At 66.3% G+C, this 15,664-nt stretch carries 17 protein-coding genes; 7 read left to right on the top strand and 10 right to left on the bottom strand.

Annotation, left to right across the window (positions count from 1 at the left end; translation table 11 throughout):
* Positions 1-8: 8 nt before the first annotated feature.
* The 7 genes from ACCQ05_RS02465 to ACCQ05_RS02435 all read right to left on the bottom strand — a co-directional run bounded on the left by ACCQ05_RS02465 (position 9) and on the right by ACCQ05_RS02435 (position 4,521).
* Positions 9-767: an HAD family hydrolase gene (locus tag ACCQ05_RS02465; RefSeq protein WP_372392819.1), complete on the bottom strand. Its 759-nt coding sequence runs from the start codon at positions 765-767 to the stop codon at positions 9-11.
* Positions 768-793: 26 nt separating this feature from the next.
* Entirely contained in the window at positions 794-1,231 is a 438-nt protein-coding gene (locus ACCQ05_RS02460) for an EF-hand domain-containing protein (protein ID WP_372392818.1), read from the bottom strand.
* A 178-nt stretch (positions 1,232-1,409) separates the two neighbouring features.
* Complete coding sequence (locus tag ACCQ05_RS02455; protein WP_228964410.1) at positions 1,410-1,766, bottom strand: EF-hand domain-containing protein; 357 nt, start codon at positions 1,764-1,766, stop codon at positions 1,410-1,412.
* Between the two features lie 225 nt (positions 1,767-1,991).
* Positions 1,992-2,369, bottom strand: coding sequence for a hypothetical protein (locus ACCQ05_RS02450; RefSeq protein WP_228964409.1), 378 nt, complete (start codon positions 2,367-2,369; stop codon positions 1,992-1,994).
* A 158-nt stretch (positions 2,370-2,527) separates the two neighbouring features.
* The gene (locus ACCQ05_RS02445; protein ID WP_104543902.1) at positions 2,528-2,722 is read right to left on the bottom strand and encodes a CPXCG motif-containing cysteine-rich protein; all 195 of its coding nucleotides are present in this window, start codon (positions 2,720-2,722) and stop codon (positions 2,528-2,530) included.
* Between the two features lie 140 nt (positions 2,723-2,862).
* Positions 2,863-3,543: a M15 family metallopeptidase gene (locus ACCQ05_RS02440; protein ID WP_372393887.1), complete on the bottom strand. Its 681-nt coding sequence runs from the start codon at positions 3,541-3,543 to the stop codon at positions 2,863-2,865.
* 159 nt (positions 3,544-3,702) lie between these two features.
* The gene (locus ACCQ05_RS02435; protein WP_372392817.1) at positions 3,703-4,521 is read right to left on the bottom strand and encodes an N-acetylmuramoyl-L-alanine amidase; all 819 of its coding nucleotides are present in this window, start codon (positions 4,519-4,521) and stop codon (positions 3,703-3,705) included.
* Positions 4,522-4,878: 357 nt separating this feature from the next.
* Between ACCQ05_RS02435 and ACCQ05_RS02430 the strand changes: the two genes are divergently transcribed.
* The 6 genes from ACCQ05_RS02430 (at position 4,879) to ACCQ05_RS02405 (ending at position 10,948) form a co-directional block, all read left to right on the top strand.
* Positions 4,879-6,291 (top strand): C40 family peptidase, encoded by a 1,413-nt coding sequence (locus ACCQ05_RS02430; protein WP_372392816.1) that lies wholly within the window; start codon positions 4,879-4,881, stop codon positions 6,289-6,291.
* Complete coding sequence (locus tag ACCQ05_RS02425; protein ID WP_372392815.1) at positions 6,288-7,391, top strand: dipeptide epimerase; 1,104 nt, start codon at positions 6,288-6,290, stop codon at positions 7,389-7,391. The genes ACCQ05_RS02430 and ACCQ05_RS02425 overlap by 4 nt, the downstream gene beginning before the upstream one ends.
* A 424-nt stretch (positions 7,392-7,815) precedes the next feature.
* Entirely contained in the window at positions 7,816-8,592 is a 777-nt protein-coding gene (locus ACCQ05_RS02420) for a L,D-transpeptidase family protein (protein ID WP_372392814.1), read from the top strand.
* The gene (locus tag ACCQ05_RS02415; protein WP_228964403.1) at positions 8,589-9,896 is read left to right on the top strand and encodes an APC family permease; all 1,308 of its coding nucleotides are present in this window, start codon (positions 8,589-8,591) and stop codon (positions 9,894-9,896) included. The genes ACCQ05_RS02420 and ACCQ05_RS02415 overlap by 4 nt, the downstream gene beginning before the upstream one ends.
* Positions 9,897-9,983: 87 nt before the next feature.
* Positions 9,984-10,481 carry a hypothetical protein gene (locus tag ACCQ05_RS02410; RefSeq protein WP_228964402.1) on the top strand — a complete coding sequence of 166 codons (498 nt, stop codon included), beginning with the start codon at positions 9,984-9,986 and terminating at the stop codon, positions 10,479-10,481.
* Between the two features lie 134 nt (positions 10,482-10,615).
* Positions 10,616-10,948 carry a hypothetical protein gene (locus ACCQ05_RS02405; RefSeq protein ID WP_104543886.1) on the top strand — a complete coding sequence of 111 codons (333 nt, stop codon included), beginning with the start codon at positions 10,616-10,618 and terminating at the stop codon, positions 10,946-10,948.
* Between the two features lie 55 nt (positions 10,949-11,003).
* Here the strand turns inward: ACCQ05_RS02405 and yiaA are convergent, their stop codons facing one another.
* Positions 11,004-11,438: an inner membrane protein YiaA gene (gene yiaA / locus ACCQ05_RS02400; RefSeq protein WP_228964400.1), complete on the bottom strand. Its 435-nt coding sequence runs from the start codon at positions 11,436-11,438 to the stop codon at positions 11,004-11,006.
* Positions 11,439-11,620: 182 nt separating this feature from the next.
* Here yiaA and ACCQ05_RS02395 point away from each other — a divergent pair, with 182 nt between their 5' ends.
* Positions 11,621-12,799: a PQQ-dependent sugar dehydrogenase gene (locus tag ACCQ05_RS02395; protein ID WP_372392813.1), complete on the top strand. Its 1,179-nt coding sequence runs from the start codon at positions 11,621-11,623 to the stop codon at positions 12,797-12,799.
* An 81-nt stretch (positions 12,800-12,880) separates the two neighbouring features.
* Here ACCQ05_RS02395 and ACCQ05_RS02390 read toward each other — a convergent pair whose 3' ends face one another.
* Complete coding sequence (locus ACCQ05_RS02390; protein ID WP_372392812.1) at positions 12,881-15,052, bottom strand: glycoside hydrolase family 3 N-terminal domain-containing protein; 2,172 nt, start codon at positions 15,050-15,052, stop codon at positions 12,881-12,883.
* Positions 15,053-15,249: 197 nt separating this feature from the next.
* Positions 15,250-15,606 carry a dihydroneopterin aldolase gene (folB, locus tag ACCQ05_RS02385; protein WP_228964398.1) on the bottom strand — a complete coding sequence of 119 codons (357 nt, stop codon included), beginning with the start codon at positions 15,604-15,606 and terminating at the stop codon, positions 15,250-15,252.
* Positions 15,607-15,664: the final 58 nt, after the last annotated feature.

Raw genomic sequence — 15,664 nt, 5'->3', positions numbered from 1 at the left:
CGCAGCATCTAGCTTAGCGCGTGTTGCCGGGCCAATGCGTCCAGCGCCTGCACCGCGGCCGGCCAACTTGCGGCATCGGGCACTTCGCGCATGCGCGGCTCGTCGGCGGCTACGCCATGTTCCTGTTCGTGCGCCCAGGTCACCGCATAGGGCGTGTAGATGCCCCAGCCACCGATCGCCAGTACCGGCTCCACGTCCGAGCGCAGCGAGTTGCCGATCATGACAAAGCGCTGCGCCGGCAGGTCGAATTCGGCGAGCACGCGCGCATAGGTCTTGGGATCCTTCTCCGACACCACTTCGACGCGCGCAAACAGGTCGGACAAGCCAGACTGTTCGATCTTCTGCTCCTGATGGAACAGGTCGCCCTTGGTGATCAGCACCACGTCGTAGTCGGCCGCAATGGCGCTGACCGCATCGCGCACGCCTGCAATCACCTCGACGGGGTGCTGCAGGGTGGCACGGCCGATCTCGACGATGCGCTGGATATCGCGCGCATCGATGCGCATGTCGGTCAGTTCGATGGCGGTCTCGATCATCGACAGCGTCATGCCCTTGGCGCCGTAGCCGAATACCTTGAGGTTGCGACGCTCCACCGCCAGCAGGTGCTGCTGCATGCGGCTATCGCCCAGGTCGAGATAGCGGGCCAGGATCGCTTCGAAATCCGCTTCGGCCCGGCGGTAATAGTCCTCGCTTTTCCAGAGGGTATCGTCGCCGTCGAAGCCGACCAGTTGGATCGCCTGGCCGTCGCGCTGTGCAAGAGGGGTCATCGCGCAAGTCTAGCAGCGCACCGCGCTCAGTCGCCTGTCGCGTCGCCTGGCCCGGGCTGATAGCTGGCGAACTCGTCGCGCGACAGCCGTCCATCGCCATTGGCATCGAAACTGGCGAAGTTCTCGCGCAGGATCGGATCCGCACTGGCCTCGGCCGGGGTCAGCGAGCTGTCGGCGTCGGTGTCCAAGGTGCGAAAGCTGCGTGGTGCCAGGGTGCCTGCCGTCGGCACAACCGCAGCCTCGGTTCCGCCCTTGGCACGCGAGCGGCCGGCTGGTTCGGCGGGCAGCAACGGCGTAGTCGCCGGCGGCGGTGGCTCGACCGGCAAGGGCGACATCGTCGGATTGACCGCGCCAGGTGGCGCGGCTGGTGGCGACTGCTGCGTGACCGGCGGCAACTCCGGCGGCGCCGCGGCTGCGATCAACGCAATCCACAGGCCGGCGAACACGGGAATGCGTAGCGACATGGGCACAAGACCGCAATTGGATCACCCGACCGTAGCGCGCGGAGCGTAAAGAAAACGGGAGCGACCCTGGCAGGTCGCTCCCGTGCATCCATCCTGATCTACGCTAGGTATCGTGCTCTGTCGCGCCACGTGACATCTGGATAGCGTGCGGCACGCTCATCAAGCTGACGATGTGGGCTTAGTTGCCCTGTGAACCAGTGGCGCTGCCGCCGCCCTGTTGCTTGGCCACGAAGGCCTTGTATTCGTCGGGGGTCAGCTTGCCATCGGTATCGCCGTCGGCCTGGTCAAAGATCTGCGCCAATCCCGCATTGACCTGCGCTTCCTGCTTGCTGATTGCGCCGTCGCTGTCGGTATCCACGCTGGCCCAGGTCTGGCCGCCGCCGGAACTCGGGCCGCTCGCTTGCGCGCTATTGGCCGAGCTGCCGGTCTGCGCCGCAGCATCCTGGGAAGTGCTCTGCGCCATGGCCGGCAGCGCCAGAGCGGCGGCCAGAGCGGCAGTAGCGGCGAGCAGCGAAGTGCGGTTGCGATGCTTCATTGGGTGGTCTCCTTGTGCATGGGAATGCGCGGTGTCGCCGCACATGGCACCACCCTACCCACCGCAAATGAACGTCCAACCCGCTGCAATCTGCCGAAGAACATCCTTTTAACCACAACACAGCGCGATACGCCTAGCCGCCTGTTAGGCAGCGGTGAGTCAAACCGAAGCGGAGCATTCAATGCGGAAATTTCTGCGAACCACACCGCTTTTTTCTGCGTTGCTTCACGCTGCCGGCGCGTCATCGTCCCAGCTTCCGGAACTGAACAGTTTCCAACCCAGCACCACGCCGGCCAGCGCGCCGGCCACTTCCAGGACCACACGCGACCCCAATTCGTTGGGATCGTGGATCTTGGACAACGCCAGACGGGCGTACAGCGGCGACTCCAGGCGGACGATGCTGGTGTAGACGAGATGCCAGATGTCGTAGCCGGCACCCAGCGCCACTGCCAGCAGGCAGGCGATGCCCAAGGTGTGGCCGTGCGTGAACTGCAGGCGCCGGCCGAGATATTCGACCCCGGCGAAGATCAGGATGCCGAGCACCAGTGCGATCAGGCCGGCCTCCAGCGAACCAAGCAGGCCAAAGTGCAGGGGCAGATTCATTGCGACGATCCAGGCAGCAGGCCTGCCAGTCTAGCGTCTAGGGGCGGCCGATCCTGGGGCGAGCCGAATCGGTGGCCAAGCGCGCGAATGAGCCGCAGGTCACCGAGCATGCGCACCGACCTGAGGATGTCGCAGCTGCGCACGCGGATGGGAGAACCTCAGTCGTCCTGCCCGCGCGCCGTCACTTGCGCATCGCCCTCTTCATCCCATTGCACGGCAACCGAGATCGGCTTGCAGCAGACCTGGCAATCCTCGATGTACTGCTGGTCGCCGCCGCTCAGGTCCAGGGTCAGCGTGATCCACTCCCCGCAGTACGGGCAGGCGATATCCATAAAGCGTTCCGGGTCGGACATGACACTTCCTCAAGCGGCGGGCCAACGGTGGCGGGCAGCCGGTGGCTGGACATCACGGCCGCGCACCGATGCAGTGTACGGACGACCTGCCGAATGCGAGCCCCGGCAGCGTCGGTTCGGCGCCCACCTGCCCGGCGGGCTCAATCGACCGGGACATCGTACGCGGTCTCCGGCGTCGGTTCGGGCCGGTAGGTGAAATGCCACCACTCCATCGGATAGTTGGCAAACCCCTCCGCGGCCATGGCGCGCACCAGGTGTTGGCGATGCAGGCGCTGCGTGTCGCTGATCTCGGGTGACTGGGTATGCGCACGCGCATCGAAGTAGTCGAAGCCGGTGCCCATATCCACCGGCCGGCACGCACCACGGCGGCAATCGAGCAAGCCCAGGTCGAGTGTCGCCCCGCGGCTATGCCCGGAGGTTTCGGCGATGTAGTCGCCCAGCAGCGCACGCTTGTCCACGCGCGGGTAGTACTGCGCCTTGGTCGATTGATCCTGCAGGTCCGCTGCCCAGGCCACGAATGCCTGCACCGCCCGCACCGGCCGATAGCAGTCGAACACCTGCAGACGATAGCCATCGGCCTCGAGCGTGCGCGCCACCCGCGCCAGGGCCTGCGCGGCAGGACGCAGCAGGTAGCAGGTTGGCGCCAGATATCCCGGCACCACGCGCCCGGTGAAGTTATTGGTGCCCGCATAGCGCATGTCCACCGCAATCTCCGGTGCAAGCTGCCGCACATCGACCAGCCCGGCTTGTGCGGTGGTGGTGGCCGGGGACGATTGAACGTTTTCCGCCAGCACGCCGCAGGACAGCGCAGCGATCAACATGCCCGCGCACCAGGCGATCTCTCGCTTCAGCTCGCGCACGATCCTGGTTTGCATGGGTGTACCCATTGCCTGTCCTCCGCCCGAGCCGGGCCTGTCCACGTTGCACATCAGAGTATTGCTTCGCCAAGGCCAGCCCGCACGCTGCCTGGCCTTTGCTGACTACAAACCAGCAGCATCGGTCCAATCCACGGCAGCATCTGCGGCCGGCGACGGACGCAGCGATGCGGGTGGCCTGGTCAACGCAAACAGAATGCGCAGATCTTCCGCATCCACGCTGGTAGCGCTAGTGCCGCGATAGTGATGATGAAAGGCCTGCAGCGTGGCCGCAGGATCGTCGATGCTGTAGCCCAGCAGCGCCAGTGCCTGCCAAGGGTCGAAGCCTGGCGGCGCGGGCGGTGCATCGGCGGCGGGCCAGCGGCCGAAGCCGGCATCGGCCAGCCGTTTCCACGGAAACAGCGGGCCGGGGTCGTTCTTGCGGGTCGGGGCGACATCTTCGTGACCGACGATCTGGGTACGCGGAATGCGCAGGCGCATGCACAGGTCCTCCAGCAGGATCAGCAGGCTGTCGATCTGCGCGGGCGCGAACGGCTCGCTGCCGTCGTTGTCCAGTTCGATGCCGATCGAGGCCGAATTGATGTCGGTGATGGTGCCCCAGCGGCCGGCGCCGCCGTGCCAGGCGCGCTGCCCGTCGGCAACCAGCTGATAGCGCCGCCCGTCCTCACCGATCAGGTAGTGCGCACTCACCCGCCCGCCGGCGTTGCGCCCGCGCAGCGTGCTCAGGCTCTGCTGCACCGAGTGCTGATCGGTGAAGTGCAGCACGATCAGGATCGGTCGCCGCGCATCGTAGTTGGGCGAGGGAACCCACTGCGCCAGGGGATTGCGCTGCGGTGCGTGCGCGCAGGCACCGAGCGACAGCGCGAGCGCACACACCGCTGCACGCAGCAAGGCCGATGACGACGGATGGAAGGTTGGCGACACCGGTCTCTCCTTCAATAGGTACCCAGGCCTGCACTGTCTTAAATTTCAACGGTACTGCCATGGCTGGGCCATTATCCGCCGAGTTGTCGACTGCGCGGTGGGTTGCACGATGCGCGGCGTTGAAGTGCACGACGCTCGTCACGTCTGCGGATCGCCTCACCGCCGGCACTGCCCAAGGCGCAGCGGCTAGGCCATTTGCTGCATGCCGTCGGCGGCATCCTGCGTGCGCACTGCGCGTACACTGACGATCTTCATCGCAACGGCGGCTGTCGTGGCCAGGACCGCATCGCGCAGGCAGCTGCCGTGTCTTCCGCCCGCGTCTGTGCGCAGTCGTCTTTCCATTCGCTAGAGCTTTCGATGCCATCGCCGCGCCGCCTGCTGACATTGCTGTGGATCGCACTTGCCCTGCCTTGCGGTGCGGCGCCTTCGGCTGCCAGCGAGCCAGCTACCCAGGACGCGCCCTTCGCCGTCGACGATGCGCAGTTGACGCCGGAACACTGGATACGGCGCAGCGCACAGGCGCAGTTGCCGCTGCTGGACGCGGCGCAGGTCGCGGCCTTCAACGCGCAGCTGCTGCGTGAGGATGCCTCGATGCAGGATCTGGCGCAGCTGCCCACGGCCATGTCGGCAGATGCGGTGCGCGCGCGGATCCAGACGTTGTCTGCGGCGCCAACGCGTGTGCTGTACGACGTACAGGGGCGTCCCCTTGCGGCGAGCCGCCTGGCCGAGCTGCAGCAGACATTGGCGCTGGATGCACTTGCGCCGCAGGTCGCCCCGCATTTTGCGCTGGTGGTCCGGCGCGCGGCATTACGTACGTTTCCCACCACGCAACGCGTGTTCACCGATCCGGACGATCACGATATCGATCGCTTCCAGGAATCGGCGCTCTACCCCGGCACGCCGGTGGCCGTGTTGCATACCAGCGCCGATGGCGCATGGCGGTTCGTGCTTGCATCCAACTATGCCGCCTGGATTGCGGCCGACCGCATTGCCGAGGGCAGCCGCAGCCAGGTGCTGGACTATGCACAAGCCGATGCGCGCCTGGTCGTCACTGGTGCCCGCGTGCAGACCGCGTACACGCCGGAGCTCCCTGCCGTCTCGGCGCTGCCGCTGGACATGGGCAGCAGCCTGCCGCTGCGCAACGACTGGGCGCCGCAGCAGCCGGTCAACGGACAGTTGCCGGTTGCGGCGCATGTGGTGCAGCTTCCGATACGCGGCGACGATGGCCGCCTGCAACTGGTGCCGGCGCTGGTGCCGCGTGGCGCCGATGTCCACCTTGGTGCGTTGCCGGCCACCCCTGCGGTACTGCTCCGGCAGGCCTTCAAGTTCCTGGGCGAGCGCTATGGCTGGGGCAACGATTACGATGCGCGCGATTGCAGCGGCTTCGTGCTGGATGTCTACCGCAGCCTGGGCATTGCGCTGCCGCGCAACACCGGCGACCAGGCGCGCAGCCCGGTGCTGCGCGCCGTTGCCTTCGACGCGCGCGCAGCGCGTGCGCAGCGTTTGCAGCAGCTGGCACGGCTGCGCATCGGCGACCTGATCCATATCCCCGGTCACGTGATGCTGGTGATCGGGCAGGAGCACGGCAGCCCGTGGGTGATCCACGATGTGTCCGGTGCCAGCTACCGCGGCAGCGATGGCCGCGTGCAGCGCGCCGCACTGAACGGCGTGTCGGTCACGCCATTGCTGCCCTTGCTGGCCACCGATGGCAGCCCCTTCATCGACCATATCACGCGCATCCAGCGCATCGCACCGATCGGTTCCCCATGAAGATCACCGGCTTCCGTCTGGGCATGCTGCGCGTGCCGCTGAACACCCCATTCAAGACTGCGCTACGCACCGTACAGGCGATCGAGGATGTGGTGGTGGTGCTGCAGACCGACGGCGGCCATCTCGGCTATGGCGCGGCGCCGGCCACCGCGCCGATCACCGGCGATACGCACGGCAGCATCATCGCCGCCATCACCCACTGCATCGGCCCGCGCCTGATCGGCCAGGAGGTGGCCGATCTCAATCGCCTCTGCGGGCTGGTCCAGCATGCGCTGGAGCGAAACACCAGCGCCAAGGCCGCCGTGGAGATCGCGCTGTACGACCTGTGGGCCCAGTCCTTCGGTGCGCCGCTCTACCGGGTGCTCGGCGGCGGTACGCCGCGTATCACCACCGACATCACCATCAGTGCCGACAGCATCGAGGTCATGGTCGCGCATGCGCAGTCGGCACTGGCACGCGGCTATGCCGCCTTGAAGATCAAGGTCGGCAAGGACAGCGCCTCGGATGTGGAACGCGTCAAGGCCATCCATGCGGCAGTCGATGGGCGCGCAGCCCTACGGCTGGACGCCAACCAGGGCTGGACACCGAAACAGGCGGTACGCAACATGCGCAGTCTGGAAGATGCCGGCATCGTGCTGGAGCTGCTCGAACAGCCGGTCAAGGCGGCCGATATCGACGGGCTGGCCTTTGTCACCGCGCATATCGATACCCCGGTGATGGCCGACGAAAGCGTGTTCTCCCCGTCCCAGGTGATCGACCTGCTCCAGCGCCGCGCTGCCGACATCGTCAACATCAAGTTGATGAAGACCGGTGGGCTGTCCAATGCGATCCGCATCGCCGACATCGCCGCGCTGTACGGCGTGCCATGCATGATCGGCTGCATGATCGAATCCAGCGTCAGCGTGGCCGCCGCCGTGCATCTGGCGGTGGCCAAGGCCGACAGCATCACCCTGGCCGATCTGGATGCGCCGGCGTTGGGGCAGTTCGATCCCACCGAGGGCGGCGTGCGGTTCGATGAAGCGCAGATCCACGTCGACGATGCGCCCGGCCTGGGCATCGGTCGCATCCGCGGGCTGGAGCTGTTGCCGCAGTCGCCGTAGCGATCACTCAACCGTGCGGTCAATCGGCAGCCGGCACCGGCGCTCGGCAGCCGGCATTCGAACATGGCGGTATCTGGTCGCGATGGCGCGCTGCACGATGCTCAGGCCCGTGAGGTGTGGAGCACATCGGTGCTAGCTGGCGAGTGTTCGCCCGACATTCCGCTGCCTGGCGCACCGTGCCACCGCCCCACCCCGCAGTGCGTGCCGATGGAGGTCGACACACGCACCTGGAACCTCCTCGCGGCCCGCCTCGCTTCACAGCGACTTGCGCAGGTGCAGCAGCAATGCGCCACAGGCGCGCATTGCTGGGTACAGTAGCCATCGGCGAGAGCTACACGCCGCCAACGATCTCGCCAAAGCCGCGCTATCAACAGCAGCAAGGTGCCTGGCGTCCTCTCAGCTCAATCGTTGCCCCGGAGACTGCATGCATCTGGCCACCCTGTTGCGATCCACCCTGTTGATGACGCTGGCCCTGTGCAGCGGCGCTGTCGTCGCAGGCGCGCCGGTTCAGGCGCTGCAGCAGGCGCGCGCGCTCATCGTGGTGACCACCCCGGACTGGAACAGCACGCAGGGCCGACTGCAGACCTTCACCCGTGTGGACGGCCGCTGGCAGCCGGCTGCAGCGGGATTTGCAGTCGCACTCGGACGCCATGGCAGTGCCTGGGGCGACGGCCTGCACCCGGCGCAGCCGCAAGGCCCGCAAAAGCGCGAAGGCGACGGCCGCAGCCCGGCCGGAGTGTTCGCCATCGGCCCGGCCTTTGGCTACGCCACGCGCATCGACAGCGCCATGCCGTACCAGGCGATGACCGCCACCCATTACTGCATGGATGTGCCTGCCTCGCCGCTGTACAACCGCATCGTCGATGCGGCGCAGGTCGGAGTAGCGGCGGTGGCCGGTTCCACCGAGCCGATGCGGCTGGACCTGCGCACCCAGGGCGATGGACGTTACCGCGAAGGCTTCGTCATCGCGCACAACCCCGATGGCGTCGCCGGGCGCGGCAGCTGCATCTTCGCGCATCTGTGGCGCAGCCCGGGCCAGGTCACGGCCGGCTGCACCGCGATGGATCCTGCCGACATGCAACGCCTGCTCGCGTGGTTGAAGCCCGCCGACCATCCCTTGTTCGTGCTGTTGCCGCGCGCCGAGTACGCGCGCCTGCAATCGCAATGGCAGCTGCCGGCCCTGGACGAGGCCGCGCCATGAGCACGCCCGCCCCGGCGGCCGATGCCACCGGCCTGGTCCGCGCCGTCAGCCGCTGGCAGATCGTCGGGCTGTCGATCAACGATGTGATCGGCAGCGGCATCTATCTGTTGCCCGCCGCCACTGCCGCCCTGCTCGGTCCGATGAGCCTGTGGGCGGTGATGCTGGCCGGCCTGGCCGTGGCCCTGCTGGTGGTGTGCTACGCGCAGGCGGCCAGCTATTTCGACACGCCGGGCGGCAGCTATCTCTACACGCGCGAAGCGTTCGGGCCGTTCGTCGGATTCCAGATCGGCTGGATGATCTGGCTCACCCGCATCAGCTCGGCCGCGGCGCTGAGCAACGGTCTGGCCGATGCGGTTGCACGCTTCTGGCCAACGGCGTCCACCGACACCTGGGCACGCCTGCTGGTGGTGGTTGGGTCGCTGGGTGTGCTCACCGCCATCAACGTGATCGGCGTGAAGTCGGCCGCGCGCACCGGCATCGCCCTGGTGATCGGCAAGCTGGTGCCGTTGCTGCTGTTCGTGGCGATCGGCCTGTTCTACGTGGATTGGTCGTGGGCCTTTGCCGGCACGTCGCCGGACCTGCGCGACCTGGGCAATCTCGGGGAGGCGGCCTTGCTGCTGCTGTTCGCCTACGCGGGCTTCGAAAACATTCCCGCCGCCGCCGGCGAATACCGCAACCCGCGTCGCGATGTGCCGTTCGCACTGATCACCATGATCGTCACCGTGACCCTGATCTATGCCGCGGTGCAGGTGGTGGCACAGGGCACGCTACCCAACCTGGCGGCATCGCCCACGCCCCTGGCCGATGCCGCCAGCGGCTTCGGTGGCGAAGCGCTGGCACTGATCCTCACCGTGGGTGCCACCATCTCCATCCTGGGCACCACCAGCAACACGGTGATGCTGGGGCCGCGCTTCCTGTTCGCACTGGCCAGGGACGGCTATGGCCCGGCGTTCCTGGCACGCGTGCATCCGCGCTTCCACACCCCCGCTGCGGCCGTATTGACCCAGGGCGTGTTGTCGCTGGCGCTGGCGTTGTCGGGCTCGTTTACCCAGCTGGCATTGCTGTCGATGGTCACGCGCCTGTTCGCCTATATCGGCACTGCCGCGGCGGTGATCGTGCTGGCACGCCGCTACCGGCAACGCACCGATACCTTGCGCTTGCCCGGCGGCCCGGTGATCCCGGTTGCCGCCGTGCTGTTGTCGCTGGGCCTGCTCGCCAGCGCCAGCTGGCAGAACCTGGCAGCTGCCGGTGTGGCGTTGCTGGTGGGCTGCGTGTTCTATCTGTTCCCGCGCAAGCCAGCCTGAAAGTTTCGCAGTGCGCTCGCGTCGCGCTCACGCACGCCTAACCGCGAACGCCCAACGCTGCGTGCATCACCTGCACGGGAGCTTGCGATGAAACTGCGCCGCGTCTACAGCACACCAAATCTCGAAAGTGCACAACGCGTATTGCAGTGCGCGCGCAGCGCCGGCATCGACAACGAGGCGTTGTCGCTGATCGCACGCTCGGATATCGAACTGCACGATGTGCCGGACGAACGCAAGGAGGCCAAGACCGATTTCGTGCCTGCCGCGGCGCGCGGGGCGGCGACCGGTGGAGCCGCCGGCCTGGTGGCAGGTCTGGTTGCCGTGGCAGTGCCGCCGATCGGCCTGACCCTGGCCGGCGTCGGCGTGATGGCACTGGCCGGTGCGTTGGTCGGCAGCTGGTCCTCGGCACTGGTTGGCGCCACCGTTCCCGATCCGGTGCGTCGCCAGTTCGAAGACGAAATCGAAGCCGGTCGTGTGCTGGTGGTCATCGATGCCGACGAACAGGCCCTGCAATCGGCCGAACCGGCGCTGCTGGCTGCCGGCGCCAAACCATTGCCCTACGAGGCCGCGTCCTCGTCAGTGTAACTCGTCGGCGGTACGACACTTCACGATTCGTGCGCGTGCGCACACCGACGTTGATCACATCCTCACCTGGCGTGCCATGCCGTTAACACCTGGACACCTAAGTTGATTCGTACACTCGAACGACGGAGACGCGCATGAACGTGCCGTACCAGATTCCGGGCCGCGCACCGGAGGAAGACCGCAGCCAGAACGTATCGACTTACTGGCGCGAGCGCTTTACCGAAGAGCCGTATTACACCGAAGGCGATCGCTACGAGGATTACGAAGGCGCCTACCTGGCCGGCCACGAGGCGCGCATCCGCGACAACGCACGCGCTTACGACCAGGTGGAGGCCGAGTTGCATCGCGATTGGGAAGCCAAGCGCGGCACATCGTCATTGAGTTGGAGCAAGGCGCGCCATGCGGTCAAGCGCGCCTGGGAAAACGCAGCCGATTTCGTCGGTGGCGACCACCCGCCCAAGCGCTGATACAACAACGCCACCGTCGAGGTGGCGTTGCTGTCGGTGCAGCGCGCCCGGATGTTCAGTCCAGCGCCGGCGGCACTGCACGGGTCGCTTGCGAGCTCGCCGAGACTTCCATTGCATCGCGCGTATTTTTCTGCACTGCCACCGCACCGAACAGGCTTAGCGCGTAAGCCATCGCATAGAAGCCTTTTTCGCTCAGCAGCAAGGTGGCGTTGAACAGACCGATGGTCAGCAGGACCAGCGCAATGATCAGCGAAAACCAGCAGATGGCGTAATACAAGCCAGTGACCGGGATGCCGTCGACGCGATCACGCACGCTCTTCTGCAAGGACACCGATGCGAACAGGCCAAACAACAGCAAGGTGAAGTAGTAGCCCTTTTCGTTGAGCAACATCTGCGCATTCCACAGCCCGATCAGGTATGCGGCGCTGCCCAGCAGCAAGGCGACCCAGGATGCGGCGACGAACGCAGACGAGGTTTTTTGCATGGCCATGGAAACTCCTTTTCATGGTGATATTTGATGTGTGAACGACGATGTGAGACGCGTCCGCCCTGCCGAGAGTGATCTGCGACAAGGGTGGCCCCGGCCGCGTCGTGTAAGGTACTTGAAAACCCAACGCGGAACACGTTGCGGGAGGGCTGCAGCGTGGCCGTGCCCATCCCCTGGAGGACCCCATGTCTGTCCGACGTCTGCTTGCCTTGGCCTGCTCGGCCACTCTGTTTGCCACCGGTGCCGCTCTGGCCGAACCGGCAGCCGCCCCCGCGGCATCGATTCCCAAGGCGCAATGGCCGTTCCAGGCCACCACTGTCGCCGACTTCGATCAACCCTGGGCAATGAGCTTCCTGCCCGACGGCACCTTGCTGGTCAGCGAAAAACGCGGCGCACTGATGCGTCTGGACACCAAGACCATGCGCAAACGCGCCATCACCGGCGTGCCCACTGTCGCCTATGGCGGGCAGGGTGGCTTTGGCGATGTGGTGCCCCATCCCAAGTTCCGCGAGAACGGCTTGGTGTACATCAGTTACGCAGAACCCGGCCAGAACAACACGCGCGGCGGCGCCGTCGCCCGTGCCAAGCTCACCCTCGATGCCAACGGCGGCGGCGCGTTGACCGGCCTGCAGGTCATCTGGCGGCAGGTTCCCTATGTGAGCGGCAATGGTCACTTCGGCCACCGGATCGCGTTCGGTAAAGACGGCAAACTGTGGATTACCTCCAGCGAACGCCAGCGATTCGATCCCGCCCAGGACATGAAGTCCAACCTCGGCAAGCTGATCCGATTGAACGACGACGGCAGCGTCCCGGCAGACAACCCGTTCGCCGCACAAGGCGGCGTGGCTGCGCAGGTCTGGTCGCTAGGCCATCGCAACCTTCTCGGCATCGCCTTCGATGCCAAGGGCCAGTTGTGGGAACACGAGATGGGGCCGGCCGGCGGCGATGAACTCAATCTGATCCAGCGCGGCGCCAATTATGGCTACCCGATCGTGTCCAACGGCGATCACTACGATGGCCGGCCGATTCCCGACCACAATACCCGGCCCGAATTCGCTGCTCCCAAGATCAGCTGGACGCCGGTGATTTCGCCGGCTGGCTTTGTGATCTACAACGGCAAGCAATTTCCGGCATGGCGCGGCAGTGGCTTCATCGGCGGGCTGTCGTCGATGGCGCTGGTGCAGGTCTCGCTCGGCGATCAGCCGAGCGAAGTGGCCCGTTACGACATGGGCGCGCGCATTCGCGAGGTGGAACAAGGCCCCGATGGTGCGCTGTGGTTGCTCGAAGACGAAGCCAGCGGCAGCACCGGGCGCCTGCTCAAGCTGACACCCAAGAGCAAGGCCGCAGTCGAAAACGACGCGTAAGCATGCGTGAGTGAGCAAGTGCGGCCTTGCTGCGAGCCCTGCGCTCGCACAAGGCCGCATCCAGGCGTCAAGCGGTGCCGCTCAGGCGTTGAGCAGTTCGAATGCCACCGCCTCGCCACTCTTGGCCGATGCGCAGACCCACACATCGAACAGACCCGGCTCGGCGCCGGAGACGCCCTTTGGATTGGTGAATGCCAGCGCGTCGCGGGTGAGGGTGAACACCACCTCCGTGCTCTCACCGGGCTGCAGCAACACCTTGCGGAACCCCTTGAGTTCGCGCACCGGTCGCACCCGGCTGGCCACCCGATCGTGCACGTACAACTGCACGACCTCTTCGCCGGCAACCCGGCCAGTATTGGTCACGCGCGTGGTGATGGTCAGTGTGTCGCCCCAGCCCAGCTGCGCGGTGCTCAACTGCGGCTGCGCATACGCGAACGTGGTGTAGCTCAGCCCATGGCCGAACGGATACAGCGGCTCGTTGGGCATCTCGCGCCAGCGCGCCTTGTACTCGGACAGGGTCGGCAATTCGGGACGACCGGTACGCAGATGATTGTAGAAATACGGCTGCTGCCCGGTGACCTGCGGAAAGCTGATCGGCAGGCGTGCGGATGGGTTGTAGTCGCCGAACAGCACATCGGCCACGCCGGTACCGGTCTGGGTGCCCAGATACCAGGTCACCGCAATCGCCTGCGCATCGCGTACCGCACCGCTCAGCGCCAGCGCGCGCCCGTTGCGCAGCAGCACCACCACCGGCGTGCCGGTGGCGGCAACGGCTTCGGCCAGCGCCTGTTGCGCCGGCGGCAGGGTGATCTCGGTACGCGACTGCGCTTCGCCACTGAAGCGCTGCGGCTCGCCCAGCGCCAGCACCACCACATCGGCGGCCTGTGCGGCGTCGATGGCCGCGGAAATCCCACCCGGCAATGCCTCTTCCAGGCCGCAGCCCGGCACAACGCTCAGATAGTCGGTACCCACCACGGCGCGCACGCCCTGCTCCAGGGTCACATAGCGCGCCTTGTCGCCGAATAGCGTCCAGCAGCCTTCGATGTTGTCGCGGTCCTGCACGAACGGCCCGATCAAGGCGATGCGCTGCCCGCTCTTCTTCAACGGCAGCACCGCCTCGTCGTTCTTCAGCAACACGATCGAGCGCCGCGCCGCATCGCGCGACAGCGCGTCGTGCGCCGGCAGATGGGCGGTATCGGCTTCGCGCGCCGGGTCCAGCGAACGGTACGGGTTGTCGAACAGGCCGATCGCCTCCTTCAGCTGCAGGATCCGCCGCACGCTGGCATCCAGCGCGGCCATCGGCACCTCGCCGCTTTCCACCAGCGACGGCAGGTGCGCGGCATAGAAGCCGCTCTGCATGCTCAGGTCCAGCCCGGCCAGGAACGCCTTCTTGGTCGCGTCGCGCTCGTCGGCGGCATAGCCGTGCGCGATCAGCTCCATGTCGGCGGTGTAGTCGGAGATCACCACGCCCGGGAACTGCCATTGTCCACGCAGGATTTCGGTGAGCAACTCGTGGTTGGCGCTGGCCGGCACGCCGTTGATGTCGTTGAACGAGGACATCACCGTCAGCGCACCGGCATCGAATGCCGCCTTGAACGGCGGCAGATGCACATCGCGCAGTGTCTGCGGTGCAATGTCCACGGTGTTGTATTCCATGCCCGCAGCCACCGCGCCATAGGCGGCGAAGTGCTTGGGCGTGGCCAGCAGGCAATCGTCGGCGGTCAGGTCGCTGCCCTGGAAGCCGCGCACGCGCGCGGCGGCGAACGCCATGCCCAGCACCACGTCTTCGCCGGCGCCTTCGGCGCCACGGCCCCAACGCTGGTCGCGGGCGATGTCCACCGCCGGCGCGTAGGTCCAATGCAGGCCGGCGGCGGTGGCCTCGATCGCGGTGGCGCGCGCGGTGCGCTCGGCCAGCTCCGGCTCGAAGCTGGCCGCCTCGCCCAGCGGGATCGGGAACACCGTGCGCATGCCGTGGATCACGTCGGCGGCCAGGATCACCGGGATGCCGAGGCGACTCTCTTCCACCGCGACCTTCTGGATCTGCACGCCCAGCGCAGCGCCCACGCCGTTGAACAGCGAGCCGACCCGGCCCTCGCGCACCTGCTGCAACACCTCGTCGGCATTGCGGACGTTGGCTTCGGGATTCACGTCCGGCGCGAACGGCCGCACCATGTCGGCGAACACACCCAACTGTCCGACCTTCTCTTCGACGGTCATCCGGGCAATCAGGGTTTCGATGCGATCAGCTGCCATGAGATCCTTGAGAAAACGTTTACATGGCCGGCAATTCTAGCCTGCTGCGCCCGCCGGGGTGCAAGTCTTGAAAGCCGGGATTCGGGATTCGGGAGTTGTAGAGGCCGGTTGCAGGCAGGGTGTGCGCCAGAGCGGCGCTCGGTGCCCGCGACTCCAGATCCTCGCATGCAGCCAATTGCCAGGGCGGTTGGCGACAATCAGGCCGCCCGCTCCCGTTCGATGATGACGCCCACCGCCTGCGCACCGCGCACCGCGCCAGGCTTGCTCAGCTTCAGCCGCAGCCACTGCACGCCGAATTCGTCCAGCACGATTGCCGCGCAACGCTCGGCCAGGGTCTCGACCAGCCCGAAGTCCGAGCCCTGCACGAACTCGATCAGCCGCTTGCTCACCGCCTTGTAGTTCAGGGTATCGGCAATGTCGTCGCTGGCCGCCGGAATGCGGTTGTCGAAGCCCATCTCCAGATCGAACCGCAGCGTCTGGCGAATCCGCCGCTCCCAGTCGTAGATGCCGATCAGCGCATCGATTTCCAGGCCTTCAATAAACACTTTATCCATGGGGAGCCGAGATTGGGGATTGGGGATTGGGGATTGGGGATTGGTCAGAGCGTAACGG

The sequence above is a fragment of the Xanthomonas sp. NCPPB 3582 genome, from assembly GCF_041475735.2.
Classification (GTDB): Bacteria; Pseudomonadota; Gammaproteobacteria; order Xanthomonadales; family Xanthomonadaceae; genus Xanthomonas; species Xanthomonas codiaei.
Note: the sequence above shows the minus strand (reverse complement) of the source record. Positions and strands in the feature narration are given on the sequence as shown.

Coding starts and splice junctions, on each gene's coding strand:
- yiaA (WP_228964400.1), bottom strand. CDS start 11,438: ATGGCCATGCAAAAAACCTCGTCTGCGTTCGTCGCCGCATCCTGGGTC.
- ACCQ05_RS02415 (WP_228964403.1), top strand. CDS start 8,589: ATGAGCACGCCCGCCCCGGCGGCCGATGCCACCGGCCTGGTCCGCGCC.
- ACCQ05_RS02430 (WP_372392816.1), top strand. CDS start 4,879: ATGCCATCGCCGCGCCGCCTGCTGACATTGCTGTGGATCGCACTTGCC.
- ACCQ05_RS02405 (WP_104543886.1), top strand. CDS start 10,616: ATGAACGTGCCGTACCAGATTCCGGGCCGCGCACCGGAGGAAGACCGC.
- ACCQ05_RS02455 (WP_228964410.1), bottom strand. CDS start 1,766: ATGAAGCATCGCAACCGCACTTCGCTGCTCGCCGCTACTGCCGCTCTG.
- ACCQ05_RS02440 (WP_372393887.1), bottom strand. CDS start 3,543: ATGTTGATCGCTGCGCTGTCCTGCGGCGTGCTGGCGGAAAACGTTCAA.
- ACCQ05_RS02395 (WP_372392813.1), top strand. CDS start 11,621: ATGTCTGTCCGACGTCTGCTTGCCTTGGCCTGCTCGGCCACTCTGTTT.
- ACCQ05_RS02425 (WP_372392815.1), top strand. CDS start 6,288: ATGAAGATCACCGGCTTCCGTCTGGGCATGCTGCGCGTGCCGCTGAAC.
- ACCQ05_RS02390 (WP_372392812.1), bottom strand. CDS start 15,052: ATGGCAGCTGATCGCATCGAAACCCTGATTGCCCGGATGACCGTCGAA.
- ACCQ05_RS02445 (WP_104543902.1), bottom strand. CDS start 2,722: ATGTCCGACCCGGAACGCTTTATGGATATCGCCTGCCCGTACTGCGGG.
- ACCQ05_RS02420 (WP_372392814.1), top strand. CDS start 7,816: ATGCATCTGGCCACCCTGTTGCGATCCACCCTGTTGATGACGCTGGCC.
- folB (WP_228964398.1), bottom strand. CDS start 15,606: ATGGATAAAGTGTTTATTGAAGGCCTGGAAATCGATGCGCTGATCGGC.
- ACCQ05_RS02410 (WP_228964402.1), top strand. CDS start 9,984: ATGAAACTGCGCCGCGTCTACAGCACACCAAATCTCGAAAGTGCACAA.
- ACCQ05_RS02460 (WP_372392818.1), bottom strand. CDS start 1,231: ATGTCGCTACGCATTCCCGTGTTCGCCGGCCTGTGGATTGCGTTGATC.
- ACCQ05_RS02450 (WP_228964409.1), bottom strand. CDS start 2,369: ATGAATCTGCCCCTGCACTTTGGCCTGCTTGGTTCGCTGGAGGCCGGC.
- ACCQ05_RS02465 (WP_372392819.1), bottom strand. CDS start 767: ATGACCCCTCTTGCACAGCGCGACGGCCAGGCGATCCAACTGGTCGGC.